This window comes from Jiangella muralis (genome assembly GCF_001270745.1).
In the GTDB taxonomy this organism is placed as follows: domain Bacteria; phylum Actinomycetota; class Actinomycetes; order Jiangellales; family Jiangellaceae; genus Jiangella; species Jiangella muralis.
This window is the reverse complement of the sequence record NZ_KQ434752.1, coordinates 41,125-65,688: the sequence shown is the minus strand read 5'-3', so window position 1 is coordinate 65,688 and position 24,564 is coordinate 41,125. Positions and strand designations below refer to the sequence as shown.

Sequence of the window (24,564 nt, the reverse complement as noted above, 5' to 3'; positions counted from 1 at the left end):
ATAAGACCTAGGTTCGGGGTGACGGGATGATCCTAGAGGTGTCGACGGCGGATGTGCGGGCCGCGGCGGAGCGGCTCGGGCTGGCCGGGCGACCGGTCTGCCTGCACTCGTCGCTGTCGTCGTTCGGCCGGGTGCGCGGGGGAGCGGATGCCGTGATCGACGGGTTGCTGGCCGGCGGCGGGACGCTGCTGGTGCCCGCGCAGAGCCCGGCGTTCGCGGGGCCGCCGCCGGCCGGGCACGTCGCGCTGCCGAGCAACGCCGAGGATGACGGCTCGATCCCGGCCGTCCTCCCGGCAGAGACGTACGACCCGGCGACGGACTCCGTCGGCCGGGAGATGGGGGCGATCGTGCGGGCGGTACTGGCCCGGCCCGGCCGCGCCCGCGGCGCCAACGCGCTGTCGTCGTTCGCCGCGGTTGGGCCGCTGGCGGACGTGCTGGTGGCCGGGCAGAGCGCCGCGGACGTGTTCGCGCCGCTGCGCGAGCTGGCCGCCCGTGACGGCGCGGTGCTGCTGGCCGGGGTCGGGCTGGACGCGCTGACGTTGCTGCACGCCGCCGAGGAGGACGCCGGGCACGCGCCGCTGACCCGCTGGGCCCGGGTGGCCGGCGCACCGGGTGTGGCGCCGACCCGGCACGGCGGCTGCTCGCGCGGGTTCGAGCGGCTGGCGCCGGCACTCGCCCACCTGGAGCGGACCGGCGGCGCCGGCGCCAGCCGGTGGCGGGCGTACCCGGCGGCCCAGACGCTGGCGGCCGCGGCGGACGTGTTCCGGCGCGACCCGCTCGCCGCCGTCTGCGGCCGGCCGGACTGCCGGCGCTGCGCCGCCCGGCGCGCCGAGCACTGACCTGCGGGTGCGGGGCAGGAACAGCGCCGGGACGATCGACAGCACCACCAGGGCGACCGCCACCGTGTAGGTCGAGGCGAACGCGCGGGCCATCCCCGGGCGGTCGGCGGCGGACACGTCCAGCAGCCGGCTGGTCAGCAGCACCGACATGACGGCGGTCGCGACGGCCGCGCCGGTCTGCTGGACGATGGTGATCAGCGTGGAGCCGCGGGCCACCTCGGCGTGGCGGAGACTGGCCAGCGCCGCGGCCGTCAGGGGCAGCGTCGTCATCCCGAGCCCCAGCCCGACGACGGTCAGCGACCCCGCCAGCAGCGCGTACGAGGTGTCGGCCCGGACCTGGGCGAGGGTGGTCATGCCCAGCGCGACGAGCGTCATGCCGCCGATCACCAGCCGCCGCGGGCCGACGCGGTCGGCGTACCGGCCGCACACGATCATGGTGACGATGCCCGCGACGCTCTGCGGCGCCATCAGCAGCCCGGCGGCCAGCGCGCTCTCGCCGCGGACCTGGACGAAGTACCCGGGCAGCAGCAGCCCCGTGCCGGTGAACGCCACGAAGAACATCGCCAGCGTCACGGCGGCGACGGTCAGCTCCCGGTTGCGGAACATCCGCAGGTCGATCAGCGGATGGTCGGTGCGCAGCGCGTGCACGACGAACGCCACGACGAGCAGCACCCCGGCCGCGGCCGGCGCCAGCACCGCGGCCGTGGCGAGCGAGCCCTGCCCCGGCGCGGACGACACGGCGAACAGCAGCGCCGCCAGGCCGGGGGAGAGCAGCGCCAGCCCGGTGAAGTCGAACCCCGCCGGGCGCTGCGGGCGGTCCCTCGGCAGCAGCCGGTACGCCGCCACGAACGCGACGGCGACGACCGGCAGCTCGACGAGGAACACCCAGGGCCAGGAGGCGATGCCGAGCAGCCAGCCGGCCAGGATCGGCCCGGCGATCGCCCCGGTGGCCGCCGTCGCGAACAGGACGGCGGTGGCGCGGCCGACCCGGCCCGGCCCGGCGGCGCGGGTGGTGATCGTCATGGCCAGCGGCACCAGCAGCCCGCCGCCGAGCCCCTGCAGCGTCCGCGCGCCGATCAGCGCCCCGACGTCCCAGGCCAGGCCGCACAGCAGGGCGCCGGACCCGAACAGCGCCAGCGCGACCAGGTACAGCCGCCGGGCGCCGAACCGGTCGGTGGCCCAGCCGGTGAACGGGATGACGGTGGCCAGCGCGAGCGTGTAGGCGGTCATCGTCCAGGCCGCGGTGGCGACGGTCGTGCCGAACTCGGCCTGGAACGTCGGCAGCACGACGCTGATGGCGGCGAGGTCGAGATTGAGCATGACGGCGCCGATGATCGCGGTGCCCACGAGGTGGGCGGCGGTGGGCGGTCTTGACCTGGTCATCGCGGGGCGGCCGCGCCGGCCGTGGCCTCGCCGCGCAGGGCCGGGTTCTCCGTCATGATCCGGGCCAGCTCGGTGCGCTGCTCCGGCGTCAGCGGCAGCAGCGGCGGGCGGCAGTGCCCGCCGTGCTCGCCGCGGATCTCCAGCATGGCCCGGTACAGGGCGAGGTCGCCGGCCGCGCCGAGCGGGTGCCGCGTGTAGAGGTAGCGGTACTGACGGATCGCCGCGGCCCAGCGCCGGGCGGACTCCAGGTCGGCGTCGCGGACGGCGGCGTACAGTGCCAGCGCCTCGGGCAGCGCGACGTTGAGCACGCCGCTGATCCAGCCGTGCGCGCCCTCGGCCAGCCCGGACAGCGGCGCCATGAACCCGCCGTAGAACAGCGCGAAGTCCGGCCCGGTCTCGTCGATCACCTCGGGCACCTGGTGGACGGTGGGGAAGGTGCTCTTCACGCCGTGGATGACGCCCTCGCGGTAGAGCATGCCGACGTCGACGGCGTCCAACTCGGTGGTGCCGCTGTTGGCCGGGTTGTTGTAGAGCAGCACCGGCACCGGGCTGGCCGCGCCGACGGCCCGGACGTGCGCCAGCACCTCCTCGCGGTGCGGACGCATGTAGTAGGGGAGGATCACCAGCGCGGCGGCGGCGCCCTCGGCGGCGGCCGCGCGGGTCAGCTCGATGGACTCGGCGGTCGACGCGGTCCCGGTGCCGGCCACGACCGGCACCCGGCCGTCGGCCGCCGCGACCGCCGTCGCCACCAGCCGGACCTTCTCGTCGGGGGACATCGCGACGAACTCGCCGCTGGTCCCGGCCACCACCAGACCGTGCGCACCCTGGCCGACCAGCGATTCCAGGTGGCTGCGGGTGGCCGGCAGGTCCAGCCGGCCGGCCTCGTCGAACATCGTCAAGCTCGCGGGGAAGACCCCGGACAGGGAGATGCCGTCGCTCATGTCGTAACCCAATCCTTACATAGGACCTATGTCAAGAGACTTGACTACACTTTGACGTGAACCTAGATTCCCGTCCATCCCCTCCGGCGGATCGACCACTTGAAGGAGCGCGTGATGTCGAAGCGTCAGTTCCGAGTTCTGGCCGCTGGCCTGGTGGCCGCGGTCGTGCTCGCCGGCTGTGGCGGCGGGTCGAGCGATGATCCGACGGCGGGCGACGGCGGCGACGGCTCGAGCGGCCAGTCCGCCGGCCCGCTGCGCATGCTCGGCGTGGAGCCCTCTCAGGGCTTCGACCCGGCCACCGCGTTCGCCGACGCCTCCCGCGTCCCCATGGCGATGATCTACGAGACCCTCACCGAACGAGACGGCGACGGCGAGATCGTCGGCGCCCTCGCCGAGTCGTGGGAGATTTCCGACGACGGCACGGTCTACACGTTCACCCTGCGCGACGGGATCGCGTTCAGCGACGGCTCGCCGATCACCGCGGCCGACGTGGTGTTCTCGTTCGAGCGGGCGAAGGAGGGCGAGGCGCTGTCCGGCCAGCTGGGCACGCTGACCTCGGTCGAGGCCGTCGACGACACGACCGTGAGGTTCACCCTCGCCGGGCCGATGAGCACCTTCCCGGCGCTGGTCGGGCGGCCGGCCAACGCGGCGATCCTGTCCGAGGCGGCGGTCACCGCCGACCCGGACTACTTCACCATGCCGACCGTCACCTCCGGTCCCTGGACGCTGTCGGAGTACACGCCCAAGAGCCAGATGACGTTCACGGCCAACGAGCACTACTTCCGCCCGCCGGGCATCGCGACCATCCAGGTGTCGTTCAACAACGACCCGACGGCCAACGCGGCCGCGCTGGAGTCCGGCTCGGCCGACGTCGCCAGCGTCGCCTACTCCGACGCCGAGCGGCTGAAGGCCGAGGGCACCATCCAGGTCATCCAGTCCGACCAGCTGTCCCCGCTGTTCTGGGGCTGGGACCGGACCAAGGCGCCGTTCGACGACAAGCAGGTGCGCCAGGCCGTCGCCTGGGCCGTCGACCGCGAGGGCAAGCAGGAGGCCTGCTGGTTCGGCACCGGCGGCCTCACCTACGGCAACATCCTGCGGCCCTGGGACGCGGCGTACGAGGAGATCGACACGTACAAGGCGGACAGCCGCGAGGACGCCCTCGACGAGGCCGCGAGCCTGCTGGACGAGGCCGGCTGGGTCGAGCCCGACGGCGGCGGCACCCGGGTGGCGGACGGCGTCGACGGCGTCGACGACGGCACCCCGCTGGCGTTCGAGGTCCCGTACGAGGGCAACTGGCCCGCGGCCGAGTGCCACGTGCAGATCCTGCAGCAGAACCTGCAGGAGGTCGGTATCGAGGTGACGCCGCGCAAGTACGACCCGGCCGCCTACTGGGGCGACGTCGGCAACGGCCTGTTCACGATGTACCACGGCGGCGCCGGCGCGGCCGACTCGATGGACCTCTACACGAACTGGTTCGCCTCCGGCGGCTCGCTCACCGCGCTCACCACGCACCTGAACGACCCGGAGATCGACGCCGAGGTGACCGAGGCGCAACAGGTCGACGAGGCCACCTCCATCGAGATCATCAAGGAGCTGGAGCAGTGGCAGGCCGACGAGCTGCCGATGCTCGTGGTGGGATACCAGTGGCCACAGGTCGGCATGACGCAGCGGGTGCAGAACTACAAGCCCGGTGTCGACGCCGACTCGTACACGCTGGTCGACGCCACGCTCACCGAGTGATGTCGGCGCTGACCAGCTAGGGGGAGGTGCAGTGGTCCAGTACATCGCGCGTCGGCTCTTGCTCGCGGTCCCGCTGCTGTTCGGGCTGAGCATCCTGGCCTTCGCCTACGTCCGGGTCATCCCGGGTGACCCGGTGACCGCGATGCTGGGGGTCAACAGTGATCCGGAGCTGGTCGCGCGGCTGCGCGACCAGCTCGGCCTGGACGAGCCCTGGTACCAGCAGTACCTGAGCTGGCTCGGCAACGTGCTGACCGGCGACTTCGGGCTCTCGTACCGGTCCCGGATGCCGGTGTCGGACATCCTCGTCGACCGCATCCCGGCGACGCTGGAACTGGCGCTGGGCGGGCTGCTGGTCGGCCTGCTGATCGCGATCCCGGCCGGCCTGTACGCCGGGTTCCGGCGCGGCAGCCGGGCCGACAACGTCATCACCGGCGCCACGCTGGTGGGGCTGGCCACGCCCGGCTTCTGGCTGGGCACGCTGCTCATGCTGCTGCTCGCGCTGCAGTTGGGCTGGCTGCCCAGCCAGGGCTACGTGCCGTTCGACGTCGATCCGGCGCAGAACCTGCGGCTGCTGGTGCTGCCGGCGCTGACGCTGGGGCTGGCGATCGCGCCATACCTGGCCCGGCTGACCCGCACCGCCGTCGTCGAGACCGGCGGCGAGCCGAGCGTCGCGTACGCCCGGGCGCAGGGCCTGCCGGAGCGGACGGTGGCGCGCACGGTCGTGCTGCGCATCTCGATTCCGTCGCTGATCGTCGCGGTCGCGCTGACCGTCGGGTTCCTGCTGGCCGGCTCGATCATCGTCGAGGAGCTGTTCAACTGGCCCGGCATGGGCCGGCTGGTCGCGGCCGGCGTCAGTGAGCGCGACTACCCGATGATCCAGGCGCTGATGCTGATCTACGGCGTGATCTTCATCGTGGTCAACGTCATCGCCGAGGTCCTGCAGGGCCTGATGGACCCGAGAGTGAGGCTCACATGAGCGCCGTGGCGGTGGTGGCCGCGACCACCGACGGCCCCCGGGTGAAGCGGGGCTGGAAGGTCATCGTCGGTGGCGGGCTGCTGGGATTCCTGGCGCTGTTCATGCTGGTCGGGCCGCTGATCTCCGGGTACGACCCGAACGCCACCGACCTGGACGCGCGCTTCGCCGGCCCGTCGGCGCAGCACTGGCTCGGCACCGACGACCTCGGCCGGGACCTGTTCACCCGGATGGCCGTCGGCGGCCGGATGACCATGCTGATCGCGCTCGGCGCCGTCGCGCTCGCGTCGGCCATCGCGATCCCGCTGGGCCTGCTCACCGGGTACCTCGGTGGCTGGGTCGACCTCGCGGTCATGCGGGTCGTCGACCTGTTCTTCGCCATCCCGACGCTGCTGGTCGCCATCGGCATCGTCGGCCTGTTCGGGCCGTCGTTCAGCACGACGCTGCTGGCGCTCGGGCTGGCGTTCTGGCCGTTCTACGCCCGGCTGGTGCGCAGCGCCGTCGTCGGCGTCCGCGACCTCGCCTACACCGACGCGGCCCGGGTGATCGGCGCCGGGCGGTGGCGGATCATCCGCAAGGAGATCCTGCCGGCGCTGCTGCCGCTGCTCATCGTCCAGACGACGGTGCTGCTCGGGTTCGCCGTGCTCGACGAGGCCGGGCTCGGCTTCCTCGGACTGGGCGTGCAGCCGCCGGACGCGTCCTGGGGCTCGCTGCTCGCGCAGTCGCGCGGGTTCGTGCTCAGCCATCCGTGGATCGGCGTCATCGCCGGCGTCCCGATCCTGCTGGTCGTCCTCGGCATCAACATCATGGCCGACGTGCTGCGCGACCGGCTCGACCCGCAGGGAGCGAGCACATGACCGGCCAGCCGTTGCTCAGCGTGCGTGACCTCGCGGTCGAGTTCGGCCACGGGGCGGCGACGTCCCGGCCGGTCGACGGCGTCGGGTTCGAGGTCGGCGAGCGGGAGATCGTCGGCATCGTGGGGGAGTCCGGCTGCGGCAAGAGCCTGACCCTGCTCGCGCTGCTCGGCCTGCTGCCGGCCGGCGGCCGGGTGGTCAACGGCGCCATCACGTTCGCCGGTCGCGACCTGCGCGGCGCCGACCAGTCGGTGCTGCGGTCGCTGCGCGGGCGCCAGGTGGCGCTGATCCCGTCCGACGCCGGCGCCGCGCTGAACCCCGTCGCGCGGGTGGGCAAGCAACTGCGGCTCAGCCTGCGCACCCACCACCCGGAGCTGAACGCGCAGCAGCGCCGCGGCCGGGCGCTGGACGCACTGCGGCGGGCCCGGCTGGCCCGCCCGGAGCAGGCGCTGGCGGCGTACCCGCACGAGCTCAGCGGCGGCATGCAGCAGCGCTCGGCGATCGCGCTGGGGCTGCAGAACGAGCCGCAGCTGCTGCTGGCGGACGAGCCGACCACCGCGCTGGACGTGTCGATCCAGGCGGAGATCCTGAAGCTGCTGGTGCAGTTGCGGGACGAGCTGGGCACCGCGATCGTGTTCGTCACGCACGACATCAGCACGGTCCGGGAGATCTGCGACCGGGTGGTCGTCATGTACGCCGGTCAGGTCGTCGAGCAGGGCGACGCCGACGAGGTGCTCGCGGCACCGCGGCACCCGTACACCGCGGCCCTGCTGGGCAGCGTGCCGCCGCTGGGCGGCGTCCCGCCGGAGCAGCTGGAGACCGTCTCCGGCATGCCGCCGGACCCGGCCGCCTGGCCCGGCGGCTGCCGGTTCCAGGCCCGCTGCCGGCACTTCACCGAGCTGGGCGAGCCGGACGAGTGCACGTCGACCTGGCCGGGCAGCGCCGACGGGCTGGCGTTGAGTGCTGCTTGTCACTTTCCGTTGGATGACAGTCCGTTGGAGGAGGTGCGCCGATGACCGAGCCGCTGCTGTCCATCGACCGGGTGTCGCACGAGTTCGGCGCCCGCCGCGCGCTGCTCCCGGGTCGCCGCGGCCACCTCGCCGTCGACGACGTCTCGCTGACCATCGGCGCCGGCGAGTCGTTGGCGCTGGTCGGCGAGAGCGGGTCCGGCAAGACCACGCTGGGCCGGGTGGTGGCCAAGCTGCTCACCCCGACCGGCGGCACCGTGCAGGTCGACGGCCGTGACGTCGGCGGGCTGCGTGGCCGGGAGCTGCTGGCCTACCGTCGCACCGTCCAGATGATCTTCCAGAACACCCAGCACGCGTTCAACCCGCGGCGGAAGATCCGCGACATCCTGGCCGACCCGTACGAGATCCACCGGCTGCCGGCGCCGGACGGCCGCGACGCCGCCCTCGGCGAGCTGATGGAGCGCGTCGGCCTGCGCGCGTCGATGCTGGACCGCTACCCGCACCAGTTCAGCGGCGGGCAGCGCCAGCGCATCGGCGTCGCCCGCGCGCTGAGCCTCGGCCCGCGGCTGATCGTCGCCGACGAGCCGGTCTCCGCGCTGGACGTGTCCGTGCAGGCCCAGGTGCTCAACCTGTTCTCCCGGCTGCGCCGCGAGCTGGGGCTGTCGCTGCTGTTCATCAGCCACGACCTGCGCGCGGTGTACTTCCTGTGCGAGCGCATCGCGGTGCTCTACCAGGGCCGGCTGGTCGAGGTCGCGCCCCGGGAGCGGCTGCTGGAGCACCCGCTGCACCCGTACTCGCGGCGGCTGATCGCGGCCGTGCCCGGCCTGGGCGGGCGGGACAGCGCCGAGGTCAGCACGGCCGACGCGCCGGCCGCGGCGCCGGCGGCCGGTGGGCCGGCGACGGCCGCGGGGTGCCACTACGCGGCGACCTGTCCGCTGCACGTGCAACTGGGCCGGCCGGACCGGTGCCTGACCGAGCGGCCCGCCCTGCGCGCCACCGCCGGCGGGTCGGCCGTCGCCTGCCACTTCGCCGGCGACGAGTCGCCGGCGCCGGTTCCGTCGGTCGTCACGGAGGAGGTCCGATGAAGGTCGCTGTCGTGGGGACCGGTCTGATGGGGCTGCCCGTGGCGGTGCGGCTGGCCGAGGCCGGCCACGACGTCACCGTCCACACGCGGCGGAAGGAGAGCGCCGGGCCGGCCCTCGCCGCCGGGGCCGCCTGGGCGGACTCTGCCGCGGCCGCCGGTGACGGCGCGGACGTCGCCATCACGTTCCTGCCGGACCCGCCGACGGTCGAGGCGGCCGTGCTCGGGCCGGACGGGCTGCTGGCCGCGGCCACGCCGCCGGCCGTCGTCGCCGACATGTCGACCGGCCCGCCGGAGCTGGCCCGCCGGCTGGCTGCCGCGGCCGAGGCGCGCGGCGTGGCCGCCCTGGACGCTCCGGTCTCCGGCGGCCCGCCCGGCGCCGCCGCCGGCACGCTGACCATCATGGCCGGCGGCACGTCCGAGGCGTTCGCGCTGGCCCGGCCCGTCCTCGCCGAACTCGGCACCGCGGTGCTGGTCGGCGGGCCGGGCGCCGGGCAGAGCCTCAAGCTGGTCAACCAGCTGCTGATCGGCGGCATCGCCGGTGGCATCGCCGACGCGTGGGCGCTGTCCGGCGCGCTCGGCCTGGACCCGGCCATCGTCGCGGAGGTGGTCGGCCGCGGCTTCGGCGCCAGCCCGCTGCTGGCCTTCATGTGGCCGCGGCTCGCCGGCGGCGACCTCGCGCCGGGCTTCAAGGTCGACCACATGATCAAGGACCTCACGCTGGCACTGGCCGCGGGCGACGAGCACGGGCTCGACCTCGCCGCCGGCCGGTCCGCCCAGGAGCGCTACCGCTGGCTGTCCGACGCCGGCGACGGCGACCTGGGCACCCAGGCGCTCTACCGGCACGCCGTCCGGCACCACTCCACCGTCGAGGAGGACGACCGACCATGACCGCCCTGCGCCTGCCCGGCCGCTACTACCGGCTCAAGCCGACCATCGCCGAACCGCTCGGCCACGCGGAGGAGGAGCTGGAACTCGGCCTGGACGACACCGCGCTGCTCATCGTCGACGTGTACGGCGCCGGGTTCGACGACGAGCCGGCGGACGGCCTGGACGGCATCTACACGGTCGACCCGGAGACCCGCGACATGGTCCGCAACCGGATCCGGCCGGTGAAGGACGCCGCCCGCGCGATCGGGCTGCCCACCGTCTACCTCACCAACTACCTGTCGCCCGGCATCGACGAGGGCAACGAGTGGCGCAACATGTCGCTGCGGGTCACCGGCGTCGACGTGCTGACCGACTGGCAGCCGCCGACGCCGATCCTGGAGCACTCGAAGGTGATCGCGCCGGACGACGACGACGTGCTGATCCGGAAGCAGTACTACAGCGGATTCCACGAGACCGAGCTGGACAGCGCGCTGCGCAACCGCGGCGTGCGCAACCTGGTCGTCGTCGGGTTCGACAGCCGGGTCTGCCTGGGCACCACGGTCGTCGACGCCCTCTACCGCAACTACCGGGTCGTCGTGCTGCGCGACTGCGTGTCGACGTTCGAGTGGCCGGAGACGCGCGAGGGTGGCTGGGCGAACTTCGTCGCGATCCGGCACATCGAGTGCAACGTCGGCTACACGTCGACGGCCGACGACTTCCGGGCGGCCTGCGCCACGGTGGACGCCGGATGAGCCCGGCCGTCGTCGACGCGCACGTCCACTCGGGGCCGCCGAAGTACGCGCCGATCTCGGCGTACCGGGCGGCCATGGCCGAGTCGGGGATCGGCGCCGCCGTGCTCGTCCAGCACCTCGGCAACAGCGACAACCGCTACCTGCTCGACGCCGTGCGGTCCGACCCCGCGCGGTTCGCCGGCGTCGCGGTCGTCGACCGGGCGTCCGACGCGGACGCGGCGCTGGCCGCGGGGTTCGCCGGGCTGCGGGTCGGGCCGGGCGGGCTGCCGGACGGCAGCGGCGCCGAGGTGTTCGACGTGCTCGCCGCGGCGGGTGCGGTGGCCAGTGTGACGGGGCCGTTCGCGGACGTCGTCGCGGACCGGTTCGCGGAGGTGGTGGCGGCGCGGCCGCGGCTGCACGTCCGGCTGGAGCACCTGGGCTGGTTCCGCTACCAGCCCGGCTCGCCGGACGTCGAGTCGTTCGACCGGCTGCTGGCGCTGGCCGCGCTGCCGAACGTCAGCGTCATGTGGTCGGGGTTCTTCGCCAACGCGGGCTCCCCGTACCCCTACCCGGATGCGCGGCCGTACCTGGACCGGTGCCTCGAGGCGTTCGGGTCGGAGCGGACGATGTGGAGCGGCGACTGGAACCGGGCCGGGCTGGCGCCGGGGGAGTACACGGCGGCCGTGTCGCTGGCGCTGTCGCACTGGGGGCTGTCCGCCGCGCAGGCGGCCGACGTCCTCGGCCGCACCGCCGCCCGGGTGTTCGGGCTGCCAGCGTCCGTCACGGAAGGAGCACACTCGTGACCGGGGTCGCGATCCTGGGGCCGGGCGCCATCGGCGACGTGCACGCCCAGGCGCTGGCCACCATCGGCGTCACGCCGGTCGCCGTCGCCGGGCCCAAGCCGGACGAGCTGGCCGCGTTCGCGACGGCGCACGGTGTGCCGCGGACGTACCTCTCGCTGGACGAGCTGCTCGCCGACGACGACGTCGAGGCCGTGATCGTCGCGACCCCCAGCCACCTGCACGCCGCGCAGTCCGTGGCGGTGCTGGAGTCCGGCCGGCACGTGCTTTGCGAGATCCCCACCGGCCTGTCGCTGGACTCGTCGGCCGCGGTGGCGTCGGCGGCCGAGGCGGCCGGGCGGGTGGCCGCCGTCGGGTACACGCTGCGCTACTGGGAGCCGCACCGGCGGATCGCCGGGCGGCTGGAGGAGACCGGCACGCTGCCGTCGCTGGTCGTCGTGCGGCAGCTGATGCTCCGGCAGAGCGACGTCGGCTGGACCGGGAAGCTGCGCGACTGGACCGACAGCGCGCTGTGGCACCACGGCGGGCACATCATCGACGCGGCGCTGTGGCACCTGCGCCCGGCCGAGCCGGTCACCGTCGCAGGGACCGCCGGGCCGCCGTGGCCGGGCAGCGGGTCGCCCATGGACGTCGCCGCCGCTCTGGTCACCTCGGACGGCCGGCTGGCGTCGGTCGCGATCTCGTACCACTCGCGCGTGCCGGTGAGTGACGTGCTGGTGATCGCGCCGGACCACACGTTCCAGGTCGACGGTGCCGTGCTGCGGGAGAACGGCACCGTCGTCTACGACGGCGGCTCCGTCGCGACCGAGCAGTTCGCCGCCGTCGCCGCCCAGGACCGCGCCTTCCTCGCCGCGGCCGCCGGTGGTCCGGCGCCGCTGGTCCAGGCGTCCGACGTGATCGCGGCCGCCCGGGTCCAGTCCCTCCTCGAGGCCGGCTCACTGCCCGCCTGATCCCGACCACGCTGCCCGCCCCCTCGACGTGCGGAGGGGGCGGGCAGCGTGCCGCTTTGTCACCTGATCATCTTCAGCATCCGGACGCCCGGCGATCAGGTGACCAAAGCGCCGCTTTCGGTGCCGCTACGTCACCTGATCGTTTCGAGTCCACCTGGTGGAGATGATCAGGTGACGAAGCGGCGGCGGGCGGGGCGGGAAGGTCACCTGATCGTTCCCTGGAGAACGATCAGGTGACCCAACGGACGTCAGGCGATGACGTAGAGGTAGCCGTCGTCGGCGGTGACGAGGAGCTCGCTGCGGCCGTCGCCGTCGACGTCGGCGGCGATGACGTCGCCGAGCTTGTGGCCGAGCTGCACCGTCCACTTCACCCGGGGCAGGTCGCCGTCGGCGGTCAGGCAGACGACCCGGCCGTCGACCGTGCCGACGACGAACTCGGGGCGGCCGTCGCGGTCGACGTCGAGGGTGGTGACGGCGCTGCCGGCGGCCCCGACGTCGAACGTCCAGCGCAGCGCGCCGGTCGCGGCGTCACGGCACTCGAACGAGCCGTCGTTCAGCAGGACGCCCAGCTCCAGCCGCCCGTCGCCGTCGACGTCGGCGATGCCGGGCTGGCGGCCCAGGTGCGCGCCCGGCACGGTGTCGACCCGCCAGAGCGTGCTCCCGGCCGGCGCCGACGCGAACGTCACGACGTCCAGGTAGTCGAACCCGGCCGCCAGCACCACCTCCAGCGCGCCGTCGCCGTCCACGTCCACCAGGATCGGCGTGTGGTACAGCCCGACGTGACCCTGCACGATCCCCGGGTCGGCGAAGTCCGTCCCGTTGACGTCGTACAGCAGGTCGGCGGCCAGGAACAGGGCGTTGTCGACGCCGTCGCCGTCGAGGTCCGCGGCCGCCGGCGGGCCGACCCACGGCCCGAACTGCCCACCCGCGTGCCCCGGCCCGTCGTTGTCGCGGGTCGCCAGCAGCGCGCCGTCGCGGCCGTCGAGGATCCGCGACACCTCGGTGTTGTAGCCGGCCTTGTTCGCGCCGACGTAGACGTCGAGGTGGCCGTCGCCGGTGAAGTCGCCGAACGTCCACAGGTAGACGCCGTTCGGGCCGGCGAACGTGGGCGCGGGCAGATCGGCGAAGACGTGGCTCCACACCTCGTGCCCGGCGCCGTCGAGCACCCGCAGCCGCGACCGCGGCCCGGCCGCGTCGACGAACACCACCTCGGCGCGGCCGTCGCCGTCCAGGTCCGCCGCGGTCGCCGACTGCAGCCCGCCGAGGTACACGTACTCGCCGCGGCCGGCCACGCTCCAGCGCTCCTTGAACGTGTTGCCGCGCAGGTCCAGCACCCTGATCCGGTCGAACGCGCTGACGACGACGCTGCTGCGGCCGCGTCCGTCGAGATCGGCGACGACCGGGTCGCAGACCAACGCGCCGAGCCGCGTGCTGCCGAGGACGGCGCCGGCGGCGTCCTCGGCGACCAGCTCGCCGGATGGGCGCTGGTACAGCACCGTCGCCGTGCCGCTGCCGTCGAGGTCGCCGGCGCGGTGCAGCACGCCGCCGTCGTCCGCCCGCGTCCACGTCTGCGTGACGGCGCCGCCGGCGTAGCCGAAGCCGCGCAGCTCGCCGCCGGCACGGACGACGAACGACGCCAGCGGCCCCGCCCGCAGGATCTCGGACCGGGCGGAGCGCGAGTGCGGGCTCAGCGTCGCCGGGACCGGCGTGTGCGGGTCCATGACGTACTGCGCGGCCGCGAGCGACCACACCGGCGCCCACGTCCCGGCGCCGTCCAGCGCGTACACCTCGAGGTCCGCGACGGCCGGCGGCGTCTGGTCCGTCGCGACGCTGACCAGCAGCTGGCTCGCGCCGCCGCCGTCGAGATCCTGGACGCCCCAGAGGTACCGGTCGGCGAGGTCGGCCTTGACCGTGCCGAACCCCTCGATCGCGTCGACGACCAGCACGTGCCAGCGCCCGTCGCCGGTGTGGTTGAACACCGACACCGCGATCTCGACCCGCCCGTCGCCGTCGAGGTCGCCGACCCCGTTGACGGTGGTGCGCAGCGACTTGCCGCTCTCCGGGAACTCGACGAACTCGTCCCACAGCAGCGACAGCCCGGCGGCGTCGCTGTCGACGGCGGCGACGTGCAGTGTGACGCCGTCGCAGACCTCGACCAGTTCCAGCCGCCCGTCGCCGTCCAGCTCGATCAGCTGCACCTGGCCGTAGTTGCGGCCGTTGACGTCCGGGCCGGAGATCCAGTCGACGCGGCCGCGCCAGCCGGACCCGGTGTCGAGCAGCGCGCCGGTGCGGCCGTCGTAGGCGAGGATCTGCCCGTACCCGGCGATCACCAGCTCGTTCCGCCCGTCGCCGTCCACGTCGCCGATGACCAGCTCGGGCGCGTAGGCCCACTCGACGTAGTCGGGCGACGTGCGCCACAGCTCGTAGCCCTCGGCGACGCCGCGGTCGAAGGCGATGGCGACGCCGACGGGGCTGAGGTACGGCCAGACGACGATCTGCTGGCCGGCGACGCCGTCGGCGAGCGGGCCGATGCTCATCCAGTCGAACGCGACGACGGCGCCGAAGTCGTGCGACCACAGCTGCGCGCCGGTCGCGGCGTCCAGCACCGCCACCGTCGTCGTACCGATGACGACCACCTGGCGGCCACCGTCGCCGGCCAGGTCGTAGACGCCGGCGATGTCGGCGGGGGAGAGGCCGGGCGCGGACCAGCGCGGTTCCAGCCGCGGCCCGGTCGCGACGACCGAGCCCGCGGTCAGGAACAGCAGCGACGTCGACCCGTCGCCGTCGAGGCCGGCCGCCATCACCCAGGGCGTCGAGCCGCCCAGGTAGGCGCTGGCCACGACCTTCGGCTGCCGGCGCAGGCCGCCGGGGAGCGGCTGGTGGCCGGTGTTGCGGGCGTCGGCGCGGGGGAGCGGCCACTGGCCGGGGGTGATCCGTCCCGGTCCCGTCACCGCTGCCGCGGTGCTGGTGAGGCCCGGGATGGCAGCGGCGCCGGCGGCGGCCGCCGCGCCGGCGAGGAACGTTCGGCGACGTACTGGGGGCATGCCGGTCTCCGATCGTTGCGGGGGTGGGGTCAGAGCGTTCGCCGCTGCACGGCGCCGGAGCTGGTGCGCACGAGCAGTTCGCGGACACCGCCGTCTGCGACGACGTGCGCCGCCGCCAGCGAGCCGTCACTGCTCGTCGTGTTCGCGGTGGTGAACGTCCGCTGCAGGTACGGGATCGCGTCGGTGAAGGTGGCGATGCTGGTCAGCGTCAGGGCCGACTCGTTCCAGTGGTAGGCGCCGGTCTGCCACTTCGGGAAGTAGTACGCCGGGCCGAGCGGGTCGCCGGCGTTGCGGGTCGGGCTGATCAGCCACTCCTGCGTCCCGTCGCCGTCGACGTCGACGATGTCCCACAGGAACACGTCGTCCAGCTCGTACAGCGAGGCCGTCGAGCCGGGCTGGCTGACGTGTAGCCGCCAGCGGCCGTCGCGGAACACGTTGTAGGCCAGCCGCGAGGCGCCGGAGCGCTGGACGAACGGGTGCGCCGGGTAGCTGACCCGGTTCTGGTACTTGTGCCCGTCGGAGGCGTCGTGGGCGTAGCTGAAGAAGCGGTCGTCGACGGTGTTCGCGGCGGCGTTGTAGACGGACACGTGCCGTTCGATGCCGCCCCACTGGTCGTAGCTCTGGGTGCCGGTGATCGCATCCTGGTAGAGCGAGTAGTTGCTCGTCCCGGAGAGCAGGACGACCGAGTTCGGGCTGCCCGGGTCGACGCCGACGAGCCCGTAGTTGCGACCGGCGATGTCGGTGCGGCCGCCGGTCAGGTACGGCCGGTCGGCGACCAGCTGGCCGCTGCTGAGCGCGCCGATCGAGTACTGCACGACGCGCCCGCTGGTCCAGAACACGGCACGGTTCTGCCCGCTGACGGACGTGATGAGCCCGTTGGCGACGTGCGCGTACTGGATGTAGTCGGTGCCGGTCGGATAGGTGTTCGGCTGCGCGTTGGTGTACGTGCTGTCGTACGACGACGTCGACGGGTAGTAGAGCGCGCCGGCGGTGTTGAACGAGCCGCCGCCGAAGCCGAGGTACCACGACGTCGTCGCATAGTAGGGGGAGGTGAACAGCGTGCTGGTCTCGTCGCCCCAGAGCGGCGCCAGCTCCGACCACTGGTGCGTCGGGTACGGCGTGGTGCCGGGGAACGACCAGCAGATGTCGTTCATCGGGCTGAGCGGGGTGTGCTGCGTACCGGTCGCGCCCTGGTAGAAATGCAGCGTCGTGGTGGTGAGCGGGCTGACGCCGCAGGTGGACCCGGTGTTCGCCGAGATCGTGACGGCGACGTCCGGCCACCCGTCGGCGTCGAAGTCGTAGCCGCCGGACAGCTGGGTGCCGGTGGTGGACCGCGCCCACAGCTGCACGCCATCCTGGTCGTAGGCGCGCAACTGGCCGCCGCTGACCCGGTACCCGACGGCTGCGACGCCGGGGTGGCCGGTGACCGGCACGATCGGCAGGTAGCTGCCGTCGGCCAACTGGATGACGGTGCCGTCCTCGGGGGCGACGGCGTGGGCGGGGGCCGCGCTGACTCCGAGGCTCCCGGCGACGATGCCGGTCGTCGCGGCGGCGGCGATGAGGTTCCGGAACAGGTGACGATGTGGCATGGCGGGCTCCTTACCACAGACCTAGGACCTTAGTTACATGACCTAGGTCCTATCATGTCGCGAATTGCCCCGTCTATCCCCGTTTCACCGGGGGAGACGGGTACGGCTGTCGACTCGGCCTTGGCGACGATGGGGCAGGCGGACGCGGACGGGGTGACGGCGGGCGCTGCAGGGTGCTGCGGGCGCGGCGCGTGCTGTGGGCGCGGCGCCGGCTGCGGGTGACCACAGGGGCCTGTCGGGGCGGCCGGGTGTGGTGGCGTGTGACGTTGGCCGTGGTCCTGACGTTGATCGGTGCGCTGCTGTTCGCCGCTTTGCGGTAGTGGGCCGTCCCCCTGCTGCCCATGTTCTTAGCCGCGGCACCGCGCCTCAAGCGGAGCCAGAGGGCGCTTCGCGCGTGCGAAGCACCGCTTGACCCGCGGCCAAGTGCGGGCAGTTATCAGGGGGACGGGGAAAGTGCGGGCAGAGCCCGCCCGGGTGCACCGTTGGCCGTTTGCCTGGCTGCCGTCCTCGCCGACCGTGCGCGGCCGCCGATGGTTGGCGGATTACTGGCGCCCTGGGCCCACCAAACTGCCAACCACGAGCGGCCAGTGAGCGGCCGGCGGCATTCTCTCCGGCCAGCTCTGTATGGCGGCACGAGGACTCACGTACTCGGACCCAATCGTCGTTCCTGCCGGTGCACCGTTGGTGTCCTCGATTCCCGGAGCCGTCTTCGATGGCGGGAGTCGTGTTCCGGGCGCCGTTTGGACGATTCTGGCCATCGAAGACGACCCAGGTCGTCGACGTCACTCGTCTCGTGGGCACTTCGCCCGCCGCAGCACCGGATGAGAGCCGTCATCGACGGTCATGCGGTGCTGACGCGGGTGAGGTGAGCCCGCCGCGCGTGAAGTGAGGCGTGCCCAGTCTTTCCCCGTCCCCTTAATAGCTGCCCGTTCTTGGCCGCGTGCGTGCGGGTCAAGCGGTCATCGCCGCGCGAAGCGCCGTCAGTCCGCTTGAGGCGCGCGTGCGCGGCCAAGAGAATGGGCAGCAGGGGACGGCGAACGAGATCACACGGCGACCTCGTGCACCACTCCGTCGGCGGTCCCCGCCAGCAACCCCGCTCCACCGACGGCCAACGTCTCGACGGCGGCGCCAAGCGACAGCAGCTCGCGCCGGTCCCCAGATGAGGCGTCGACGGCCACGAGGGCGCCGGCAGCGGTGCCGGCGACGAACCCATCGTCGAGCGCCACCAGGGGAGGCCGCGCCGCCACGGGGCCGAGGTCAACGTTCCACAGCACCCGGCCAGAAGCGACGTCGAAGGCGTCGAGCCGGCCGGACCGGGTCATGCAGCCCAGCACCGACCCGGCCACCGCGGCCTCGCCGGGGAAGTACGTCCACAGGGGCGCGCCGTGCCGCCAGCGGACGCCGCCGGAATCGTCGAGGAGGTCGATGCCGTGGATGCCGCCGACGCGGAGCCAGCCGGGCGGCGTGTCCAGTCGCAGCGGCGTCGTGTAGGCGGCGGTCCAGTCGTCCTTCGTCAGCACCTCGCCGGTGTGGGCGTCGCGCGCCGTGAACTGGCCGTGGTCGTCGTACGCGGCGAGCCACCGGCCGGACGGCGTCCGCGCGACGGCGGGCAGGTTGGGGTGCGGACCCTGCGCGGGGTCCTGCCACAGCGCCGTCCCGTCCAGCCGGTACACCCCCAGATCGGCGGTGTGCACTCCGGTCCGCGAGGCCGCCAGCAGCAGCGACGCGTCGTCGAACAGCAGCGCGTGACTCGGCCGCCCGCGGGTCGTGACGGCGCCGGCCGGCTCCCAGCCCGACGACCCCAGCTTCCAGCAGCGCACCGCCGTGTCCTCCAGGCAGGCGACGACGACCGCACCGGACGGCGTCCGCCCGGCCGCCGCGACCCGCCCGGGCAGCGGCAGCTCCACACCGTCGGGGAGGACGGCCCGGCTGTCGCGCGGCCCGTCCAGCAGCACCACCGGCCCCGCAGCGGACGTGACGGGGAGCGCGGACGCCCGCCGTCCCGCCGGCCGCACCGAACCCGCGGCCGCAAGGTCGGCGCCAACCCGGTGCAGCGCACCGTCGGACGACACCAGCACCGCCGCGCCGGACCCGCCCGGGAAGGCCCCGGCCACGTCCGCGACGCCCAGCGGCGCCGACGCGCCGGAGACGGGCGACCACCACGCCGCCGCGCCGGACGGCAGCCGCATCACCACGCCGTCGCCCAGCGCCACCAGTGAGCGCCGCTCGGCGTGGAAGGACAGCTCCGCGGGCAGCTCGTCGTCGCCGCACACCACCGGATGACCGGTGAACGACGCTGCGACGGTGAGATCGGGCAGCCGCACGGCCAGCGTCGGCTCGGCCCCGGTCAGGGTGCGCGGGACCGCCGGCGACACGACGGCCACCGAACCCGTCACGCCCCAGAGGTAGTGCCCGGGCAGCGCCGCGACCCGCTCGCCGGTGACCGCGTCGTCGACCACCGTGGTCCAGGTGGCGCCGTCGTGGTGGCCGGTGACCAGCCACGGGTTGCCGTCGGGCCGCTCGACGACGGAGGACACCTGCGGCCGCAGCTCCTGCGCGTCGTGCGGCCAGTCCTTCTCGACGAAGCGTCCCCACGCCCGCGCCAGCTCGCCGTCGCGCACCCGCGTCACCGAGTAGTACTCCTCGACCTGGCAGCTCACCAGCACGACGATCCGCCCGGCCGGCGCCGCGGCGGTCGTCAGCAGTCCGTACGGACGGGCGCACGGGTAGTCGCCGGGGTCGGGCCGGAACGCGACCTCCGTCAGCGTCGAGCCGTCGGACACCGACAGGACCAGCTGCAGCAACCGCCCGTCCTCCCGCCCGAGCACCAGCCGTTCGCTGCTGACGTCCGCGTCGCCGGTCCCGTAGCCGGAGCCGGTGCGGGTCGACAGCAGCAGCTGCGGCTCGCCCGAGCCGAGCACGTCCGCCACCACCAGCACCGGCCCGAACCCCGCGTCGTAGTGGCCGCCGAACTCGCGCACCCACACGGTCGAGACATCTCCGCCGGGCAGCAGCTCGCGGCAGGTGACGGCGGTCGCGTAGGCCGGTGCGGTGAACCAGAGCAGGCGGCCGCCGACGAGCGCCAGCTTGGACGACCCCGGCCCGGACAGGTTCGTCCCGTCCGGGACCGTGCCCGCCCAGGACGACGCGCCGGTGCACAGCGACAGCCGGCGGACCAGCCGCTCGCCGGACAGCACCAACGCGCTGTCGTCGCGGACGTGCAGCACCCGCGTCACCGCCGACGTGCCGTCCGACCACAGCAGCGTGCCGTCCCACCGCCAGGCCTGCAGCGTCGCGCCGGCCAGCACCAGCACGCACGGCGCGCCGCCGGGCCCGGCGAACTCCGCGACCTGGCGGACGTCGGCGCCGGTCGCCCAGTGCCGGACCACCCGGGCGCCGCGGGCCGCCGCGGTGGTCATGGGCGGGCGGCCGCGGACCAGTAGCCGAGCGCACGCTGGACGATCTCGACGGCGCTGCGCTCGGCGGCGTCGCCGTCGCGGGTGGCGATGGCCTCGATCAGGGCGACGTGCTGGTGGTTGGTCTCGTCGTGCCCGATGCCCTTCGAGCGGGTGATCTGGGCGCCGCGGCGGCGCTCCTCGGCCAGGGTGTCGGCCAGCACGCCGAGCATGCTGTCGACCAGCCGGTTGCCGCACGACCGCGAGATCAGCTCGTGCAGCCGAAGGTCGGCGGGGACGCGTGCCTCGAGGTCGTCGCCGGCCTCCAGCACCCGGGCCAGCGCCGACTTCATCTGCTCGATGTCGTCGTCGGTGGCCCGCTCGGCGGCGAGCCGGGCGGCGTGCCCCTCGAGCAGGGCGCGGAAGTCCATCAGCTCGTCGATCGCCCCTGGATCGGTGTCGACGAGGAAGCGGATGTAGTTGCCCATCGCGTCCGGGCGCAGGCTGCCGACGACGGCGCGCTTGCCCTGCCGCGTCGAGATGATGCCTTCGTTGTTCAGCGTGCGCAGCGCGTCGCGGACCACGCGCTGGCTGACCTCGAACCGCTCGCCGTACTCCGCCTCGGACGGCAGCTCCTCGCCGGGTTTCAGCCCGCCCTTGGAGATGTCGGCCCGGATCCGCTCGGCCACCTGGACGCCCAGGGGCACGCGTCGTCCGTGATCGGACAGCCGCCGGGTGAGGCGGTCGTCGTCGCTCGTCGTGGTTCTGGGGTCGTCCACCTCTGCGCCGGATCGCGCCACCGTCGCGTCACTTCCTCTCGACCGTTGCCGGGGTGTGGCCGGGCAACGAGCATAGTTCAGTACTTGCTAAGTAAACACCTAAGTCCTAGGTTCTAGGAAGGAGGTGCCATGAAGATCGATCGAATTCGCTCGTGGCCGGTGGATTTCGGCTTCTACAACGCCGTGTATGTGCAGGTGGAGACGGACGACGGCGCGGTCGGGGAGGCCGAGGTCGCCATGCGGCGGCGGACGCGGTCGATCGTGGCGCTGCTCGAGGAGCTCGGCGACGAGTTGCGCGGCCAGGACCCGACCCGGATCGAGCAGCTCAGCGAGCGCATGTACCGCGACGCGTTCCTCGGCGGCACGCTGCTCACCATCGGCATCAGCGCCATCGACATGGCGTTGTGGGACCTGAACGCGCGGGCGCTCGGCGTGCCGGTGCACCGGCTGCTCGGCGGCGCGTTCCGCGACGAGGTGCGCGTCTACACCCACGCCCGGGCCGGCGAGTCGCCGGAGGCGCTGGCCGAGGCGGTCCGCGCACGGGTCGCGGCCGGGTTCACCGCGATCAAGACGACGCTGCCCGGGTTCTACGAGAAGGTCACCAGCGTCCGGCACGAACGGGTCCAGCTGGTCCCGCCGCGGCAGACGGAGACCGAGCTGCTGCCGCCGTGGATCTTCGGCCACATCGCCGAGTACTTCGCCGCCGCCCGCGAGGCCGCCGGGCCGGACGTCCACCTCATGGTCGACTGCCACGGCCGGCTGAACGTCGCGAACTCGATCCGGCTGGCCGAGGCGCTGGCGCCGTACGACCTGACGTTCATCGAGGAGCCGGTGCCGTACGAGCGGCCGGACTGGCTGCGCGAGGTGTCCAGCCGGGTCAGCACGCCGATCGCGGCCGGCGAGCGCTGGGGCAACCACCTGTCCAGCGCACCGTTCATCGAGCAGCACGCGGTCGCCGTCGCGCAGCCCGACGTCGGCATCTGCGGCGGGCTGACGCCGGCGAAGAAGATCGCCACGCTGGCCGAGGCGCACGGCATCTCCGTCGCGTTCCACAACCCGTTCGGGCCACTGCAGAGCGCCGCCACCTGGCAACTCTCGGCGACGCTGCCGAACTTCCTGCTCAGCGAGTCGATGATCACGCCGGAGCAGGCGCCGTACTGGGAGCGCTACGTGGAGGATCCGCCGCAGGTGACCGACGGCGTCTGGCGGGTCGACGACGCGCCCGGGCTGGGGCCGCGGCTGCGGATCGACGAGCTGGAGCGGTCCGAGCCCCGGTTCGTGCTGGACCTCGGCGGCACCCGATGAGCGCCCCGTTCGACGTGCTGATCGAGCACGGCACCGTCGTCGACGGCACCGGCAACCCGGCGTTCACGGCCGCCGTCGGGATCAGGGACGGACGGGTGACGCTGCTGCGCGGCGCGACGGCGGACGTGCCGGCGCGGGAGCGGATCGACGCGACCGGGCTGACCGTCGCGCCCGGCTTCATCGACCTGCACAGCCACTCCGACCTCGTCCTGCTCGGCGACCCGGACCTGGAGATGAAGATCCGCCAGGGCGTCACCACCGAGGTCATCGGCGTCGACGGGCTGTCCTACGCGCCGTTCGACCGGCCGGCCGACCTGCACGGGTTCGCCGAGCAGAACGGCGGCATCGCCGGGCTGCCCGCGGAGCCGCTGGGCTGGCGCTCGATCGCGGACCAGCTGGACGCGTACGACCGGCGGGTCGCGGTGAACGTCGCGACGCTGGTCGGCAACACCGCGCTGCGGGTCAACGCGCTCGGCTGGGAACCAGGCGTCGCGGACGGCGCGGCGCTGGACCGGATGCGCGGCCAGGTGCGCGACGCGATGTACGACGGTGCGTTCGGCCTGTCCACCGGCCTGGACTACCCGCCGGGGGCGCACGCGACGACTGACGAGCTGGTCGCGCTGGCGGCCGAGGCGGCCGAGCTGGGCGGGATGTACCACACGCACGTCCGCTACGGCCTCGGCGACACGTACCTCGACCCGTTCCGCGAGGCGGCCGAGATCGCCCGCCGGTCCGGCGCGCCGCTGCAGGTCACGCACTTCTCCCGGTCCGCCCGGGCGACCTACACCGGCGGCGCGCAGCGGATGCTGGACCTGCTGCAGGACGAGCGCGACGCCGGCCTCGACGTCACGTTCGACACCTACACCTACGAGTGGGGCGGCACCCGGCTGAGCCGGCTGCTGCCGCTGTGGGCGCAGGAGGGCGGGCCGGACCGGCTGCGCGAGCGGCTGGCCGGCGGCGCGACCCGCGACCGCATCGCCGCCGAGGTCGAGGCCAGCGGCGCCGCCCGGCAGTACGTCGCCAGCGCGCCGTTCTCGGACCTGCGGCTGGGCTACCTCACCAGCCCCGAGTACGACCGGTTCGAGGGCTGGTACCTGTCCGAGGTGGTGAGCACGCTCGGGGTGTCGCTCGGCCGGGCGGTCTGCGACCTCGTCGCCGCGAACCCGGGCGCGACGTTCACCCGGCCGAGCCCGCACGCGATGACGCTGTGGAAGTTCGTCTGCCACCCGCTGGGCATGATCGCCAGCGACGCGGTCTTCATCGGGCTGGCGCCGAGCCCGCGGGCGTACGGCTGCTTCACCCGGGTGCTGGCCGACTTCGTCCGCGAGGAGCGACTGCTCTCGCTGCCGGAGGCGGTGCGCAAGATGTCGTCGTTCCCGGCGCAGCGGCTCGGGCTGTCCGACCGTGGCGTGCTGCGCGACGGCGCCGTGGCCGACGTCGTCGTGTTCTCGCTGGAGGCCAGCCTGGCGCCGGCCACCTTCGAGCGGCCGCGGCAGCTGGCCGAGGGTGTCACCGACGTGTTCGTCTCCGGCACCGCGGTGCTGCGCGACGGCGCGATGACCGGCGCCCGGCCGGGGCGGGCGCTGCGCGGCCCGGCGTACCGGCGGGCGTCGTCGGCCCCGCTGGTCCCGGTGGCGGAGGAGGTACTGGCGGACGACTGATCGGTCAGCGGGGGAGCGGCACCGGCGCCGGGCGGCGGTGCCGGACCCCGTGGACGGCGGCGATGACGGCGGTCAGCGTGGCGGCGATGCTGGCGAGGACGAACGAGATCACGTAGCCGTCGACCTTCGGGATGGACGTGCCGGCGATGAGCGAGCCGGTCAGGATGGCCGCCGTCGCCGCGCTGGCCACGCTGCCGCCGGCCGTGCGGACCAGCGAGTTGATGCCGCTGGCGATGCCGCTCTGATTCATCGGGACGTGTTCGACGGCGAGCGTGCCCAGTGCCGCGTACGCGATGCCGAAGCCGATGCCCTGGATGCCGCTGAAGATCATGACGTCCAGCGGGGTGTCGTGGTTGATCGCCAGCCACAGGTAGCTGAGCGCGGCGAACGTCGCGCCGACGGACAGCGTGAACGCCGCGCCGAGCCGGGCCTCGAACCGTCCGGCCAGCACCGCGAAGACCAGCATGGTGACGGTGCTCGGCAGCATGTACAGCCCGACGTCGAGCACCGAGCCGGTGAGGCCGTACCCCGCGACGCCGGACGGCGTCTGGATGAGGTTCGACACCAGCGTGAACGCCGTGAACATGGCGAAGCCGAGCAGCACCGACGCGAGGTTCGCCGACAGCGACTTCGGCCCCGTCAGCAGCCGCAGGTGCACCAG

Annotated in this window: 18 protein-coding genes and 1 pseudogene; 12 read left to right on the top strand and 7 right to left on the bottom strand. The window is 73.6% G+C overall.

The window, feature by feature from the left end:
* Positions 1-26 precede the first annotated feature (26 nt).
* Positions 27-839 (top strand): AAC(3) family N-acetyltransferase, encoded by an 813-nt coding sequence (locus ACW62_RS36445; protein WP_083459270.1) that lies wholly within the window; start codon positions 27-29, stop codon positions 837-839.
* A 138-nt stretch (positions 840-977) separates the two neighbouring features.
* Here ACW62_RS36445 and ACW62_RS36440 read toward each other — a convergent pair.
* Together ACW62_RS36440 and ACW62_RS03225 are read right to left on the bottom strand one after the other, a co-directional pair.
* A pseudogene (locus ACW62_RS36440) lies at positions 978-2,222 on the bottom strand (DHA2 family efflux MFS transporter permease subunit); the annotation flags it as partial.
* Positions 2,219-3,163 (bottom strand): dihydrodipicolinate synthase family protein, encoded by a 945-nt coding sequence (locus tag ACW62_RS03225; RefSeq protein ID WP_053202657.1) that lies wholly within the window; start codon positions 3,161-3,163, stop codon positions 2,219-2,221. The pseudogene ACW62_RS36440 and the gene ACW62_RS03225, both read right to left, overlap by 4 nt.
* Positions 3,164-3,277: 114 nt before the next feature.
* Between ACW62_RS03225 and ACW62_RS03220 the strand changes: the two genes are divergently transcribed.
* Genes ACW62_RS03220 through ACW62_RS03180 form a run of 9 tightly spaced genes read left to right on the top strand, consistent with a single transcriptional unit; the run spans position 3,278 to position 12,130 of the window.
* On the top strand, positions 3,278-4,903 hold the full coding sequence (locus tag ACW62_RS03220) for an ABC transporter substrate-binding protein (RefSeq protein WP_053202656.1): 1,626 nt from the start codon (positions 3,278-3,280) through the stop codon (positions 4,901-4,903).
* Between the two features lie 31 nt (positions 4,904-4,934).
* Entirely contained in the window at positions 4,935-5,879 is a 945-nt protein-coding gene (locus ACW62_RS03215) for an ABC transporter permease (protein ID WP_053202655.1), read from the top strand.
* Complete coding sequence (locus tag ACW62_RS03210) at positions 5,876-6,733, top strand: ABC transporter permease (RefSeq protein ID WP_053202654.1); 858 nt, start codon at positions 5,876-5,878, stop codon at positions 6,731-6,733. The genes ACW62_RS03215 and ACW62_RS03210 overlap by 4 nt, the downstream gene beginning before the upstream one ends.
* Positions 6,730-7,746, top strand: coding sequence for an ABC transporter ATP-binding protein (locus tag ACW62_RS03205; RefSeq protein ID WP_053202653.1), 1,017 nt, complete (start codon positions 6,730-6,732; stop codon positions 7,744-7,746). Before ACW62_RS03210 ends, ACW62_RS03205 begins: the two co-directional genes overlap by 4 nt.
* Complete coding sequence (locus ACW62_RS03200) at positions 7,743-8,783, top strand: oligopeptide/dipeptide ABC transporter ATP-binding protein (RefSeq protein ID WP_053202652.1); 1,041 nt, start codon at positions 7,743-7,745, stop codon at positions 8,781-8,783. Before ACW62_RS03205 ends, ACW62_RS03200 begins: the two co-directional genes overlap by 4 nt.
* The gene (locus ACW62_RS03195) at positions 8,780-9,670 is read left to right on the top strand and encodes an NAD(P)-dependent oxidoreductase (protein ID WP_053202651.1); all 891 of its coding nucleotides are present in this window, start codon (positions 8,780-8,782) and stop codon (positions 9,668-9,670) included. Before ACW62_RS03200 ends, ACW62_RS03195 begins: the two co-directional genes overlap by 4 nt.
* Positions 9,667-10,401 (top strand): cysteine hydrolase family protein, encoded by a 735-nt coding sequence (locus tag ACW62_RS03190; protein ID WP_053202650.1) that lies wholly within the window; start codon positions 9,667-9,669, stop codon positions 10,399-10,401. Before ACW62_RS03195 ends, ACW62_RS03190 begins: the two co-directional genes overlap by 4 nt.
* Positions 10,398-11,183 carry an amidohydrolase family protein gene (locus tag ACW62_RS03185; protein WP_053202649.1) on the top strand — a complete coding sequence of 262 codons (786 nt, stop codon included), beginning with the start codon at positions 10,398-10,400 and terminating at the stop codon, positions 11,181-11,183. The genes ACW62_RS03190 and ACW62_RS03185 overlap by 4 nt, the downstream gene beginning before the upstream one ends.
* A complete protein-coding gene (locus ACW62_RS03180; RefSeq protein ID WP_053202648.1) occupies positions 11,180-12,130 on the top strand; it encodes a Gfo/Idh/MocA family protein in 951 nt (316 codons plus the stop codon). Before ACW62_RS03185 ends, ACW62_RS03180 begins: the two co-directional genes overlap by 4 nt.
* A 248-nt stretch (positions 12,131-12,378) precedes the next feature.
* Here the strand turns inward: ACW62_RS03180 and ACW62_RS03175 are convergent, their stop codons facing one another.
* The 4 genes from ACW62_RS03175 to ACW62_RS03160 form a co-directional block, all read right to left on the bottom strand.
* On the bottom strand, positions 12,379-15,174 hold the full coding sequence (locus ACW62_RS03175) for an FG-GAP-like repeat-containing protein (protein ID WP_053202647.1): 2,796 nt from the start codon (positions 15,172-15,174) through the stop codon (positions 12,379-12,381).
* Positions 15,175-15,203: 29 nt separating this feature from the next.
* Entirely contained in the window at positions 15,204-16,763 is a 1,560-nt protein-coding gene (locus ACW62_RS03170) for a hypothetical protein (protein ID WP_053202646.1), read from the bottom strand.
* A 1,043-nt stretch (positions 16,764-17,806) separates the two neighbouring features.
* Positions 17,807-20,182: an outer membrane protein assembly factor BamB family protein gene (locus ACW62_RS03165; protein ID WP_053202645.1), complete on the bottom strand. Its 2,376-nt coding sequence runs from the start codon at positions 20,180-20,182 to the stop codon at positions 17,807-17,809.
* The gene (locus ACW62_RS03160; protein ID WP_169791981.1) at positions 20,179-20,865 is read right to left on the bottom strand and encodes a FadR/GntR family transcriptional regulator; all 687 of its coding nucleotides are present in this window, start codon (positions 20,863-20,865) and stop codon (positions 20,179-20,181) included. Before ACW62_RS03160 ends, ACW62_RS03165 begins: the two co-directional genes overlap by 4 nt.
* A gap of 201 nt (positions 20,866-21,066) precedes the next feature.
* Between ACW62_RS03160 and ACW62_RS03155 the strand changes: the two genes are divergently transcribed.
* Together ACW62_RS03155 and ACW62_RS03150 are read left to right on the top strand one after the other, a co-directional pair.
* A complete protein-coding gene (locus ACW62_RS03155) occupies positions 21,067-22,242 on the top strand; it encodes a mandelate racemase/muconate lactonizing enzyme family protein (RefSeq protein ID WP_083459137.1) in 1,176 nt (391 codons plus the stop codon).
* Positions 22,239-23,903 carry an N-acyl-D-amino-acid deacylase family protein gene (locus tag ACW62_RS03150; protein WP_053202642.1) on the top strand — a complete coding sequence of 555 codons (1,665 nt, stop codon included), beginning with the start codon at positions 22,239-22,241 and terminating at the stop codon, positions 23,901-23,903. The genes ACW62_RS03155 and ACW62_RS03150 overlap by 4 nt, the downstream gene beginning before the upstream one ends.
* 4 nt (positions 23,904-23,907) lie before the next feature.
* Here ACW62_RS03150 and ACW62_RS35045 read toward each other — a convergent pair.
* Positions 23,908-24,564 (bottom strand): MFS transporter (locus ACW62_RS35045; RefSeq protein WP_205629112.1); only part of this gene is annotated, 657 nt, incomplete at its 5' end.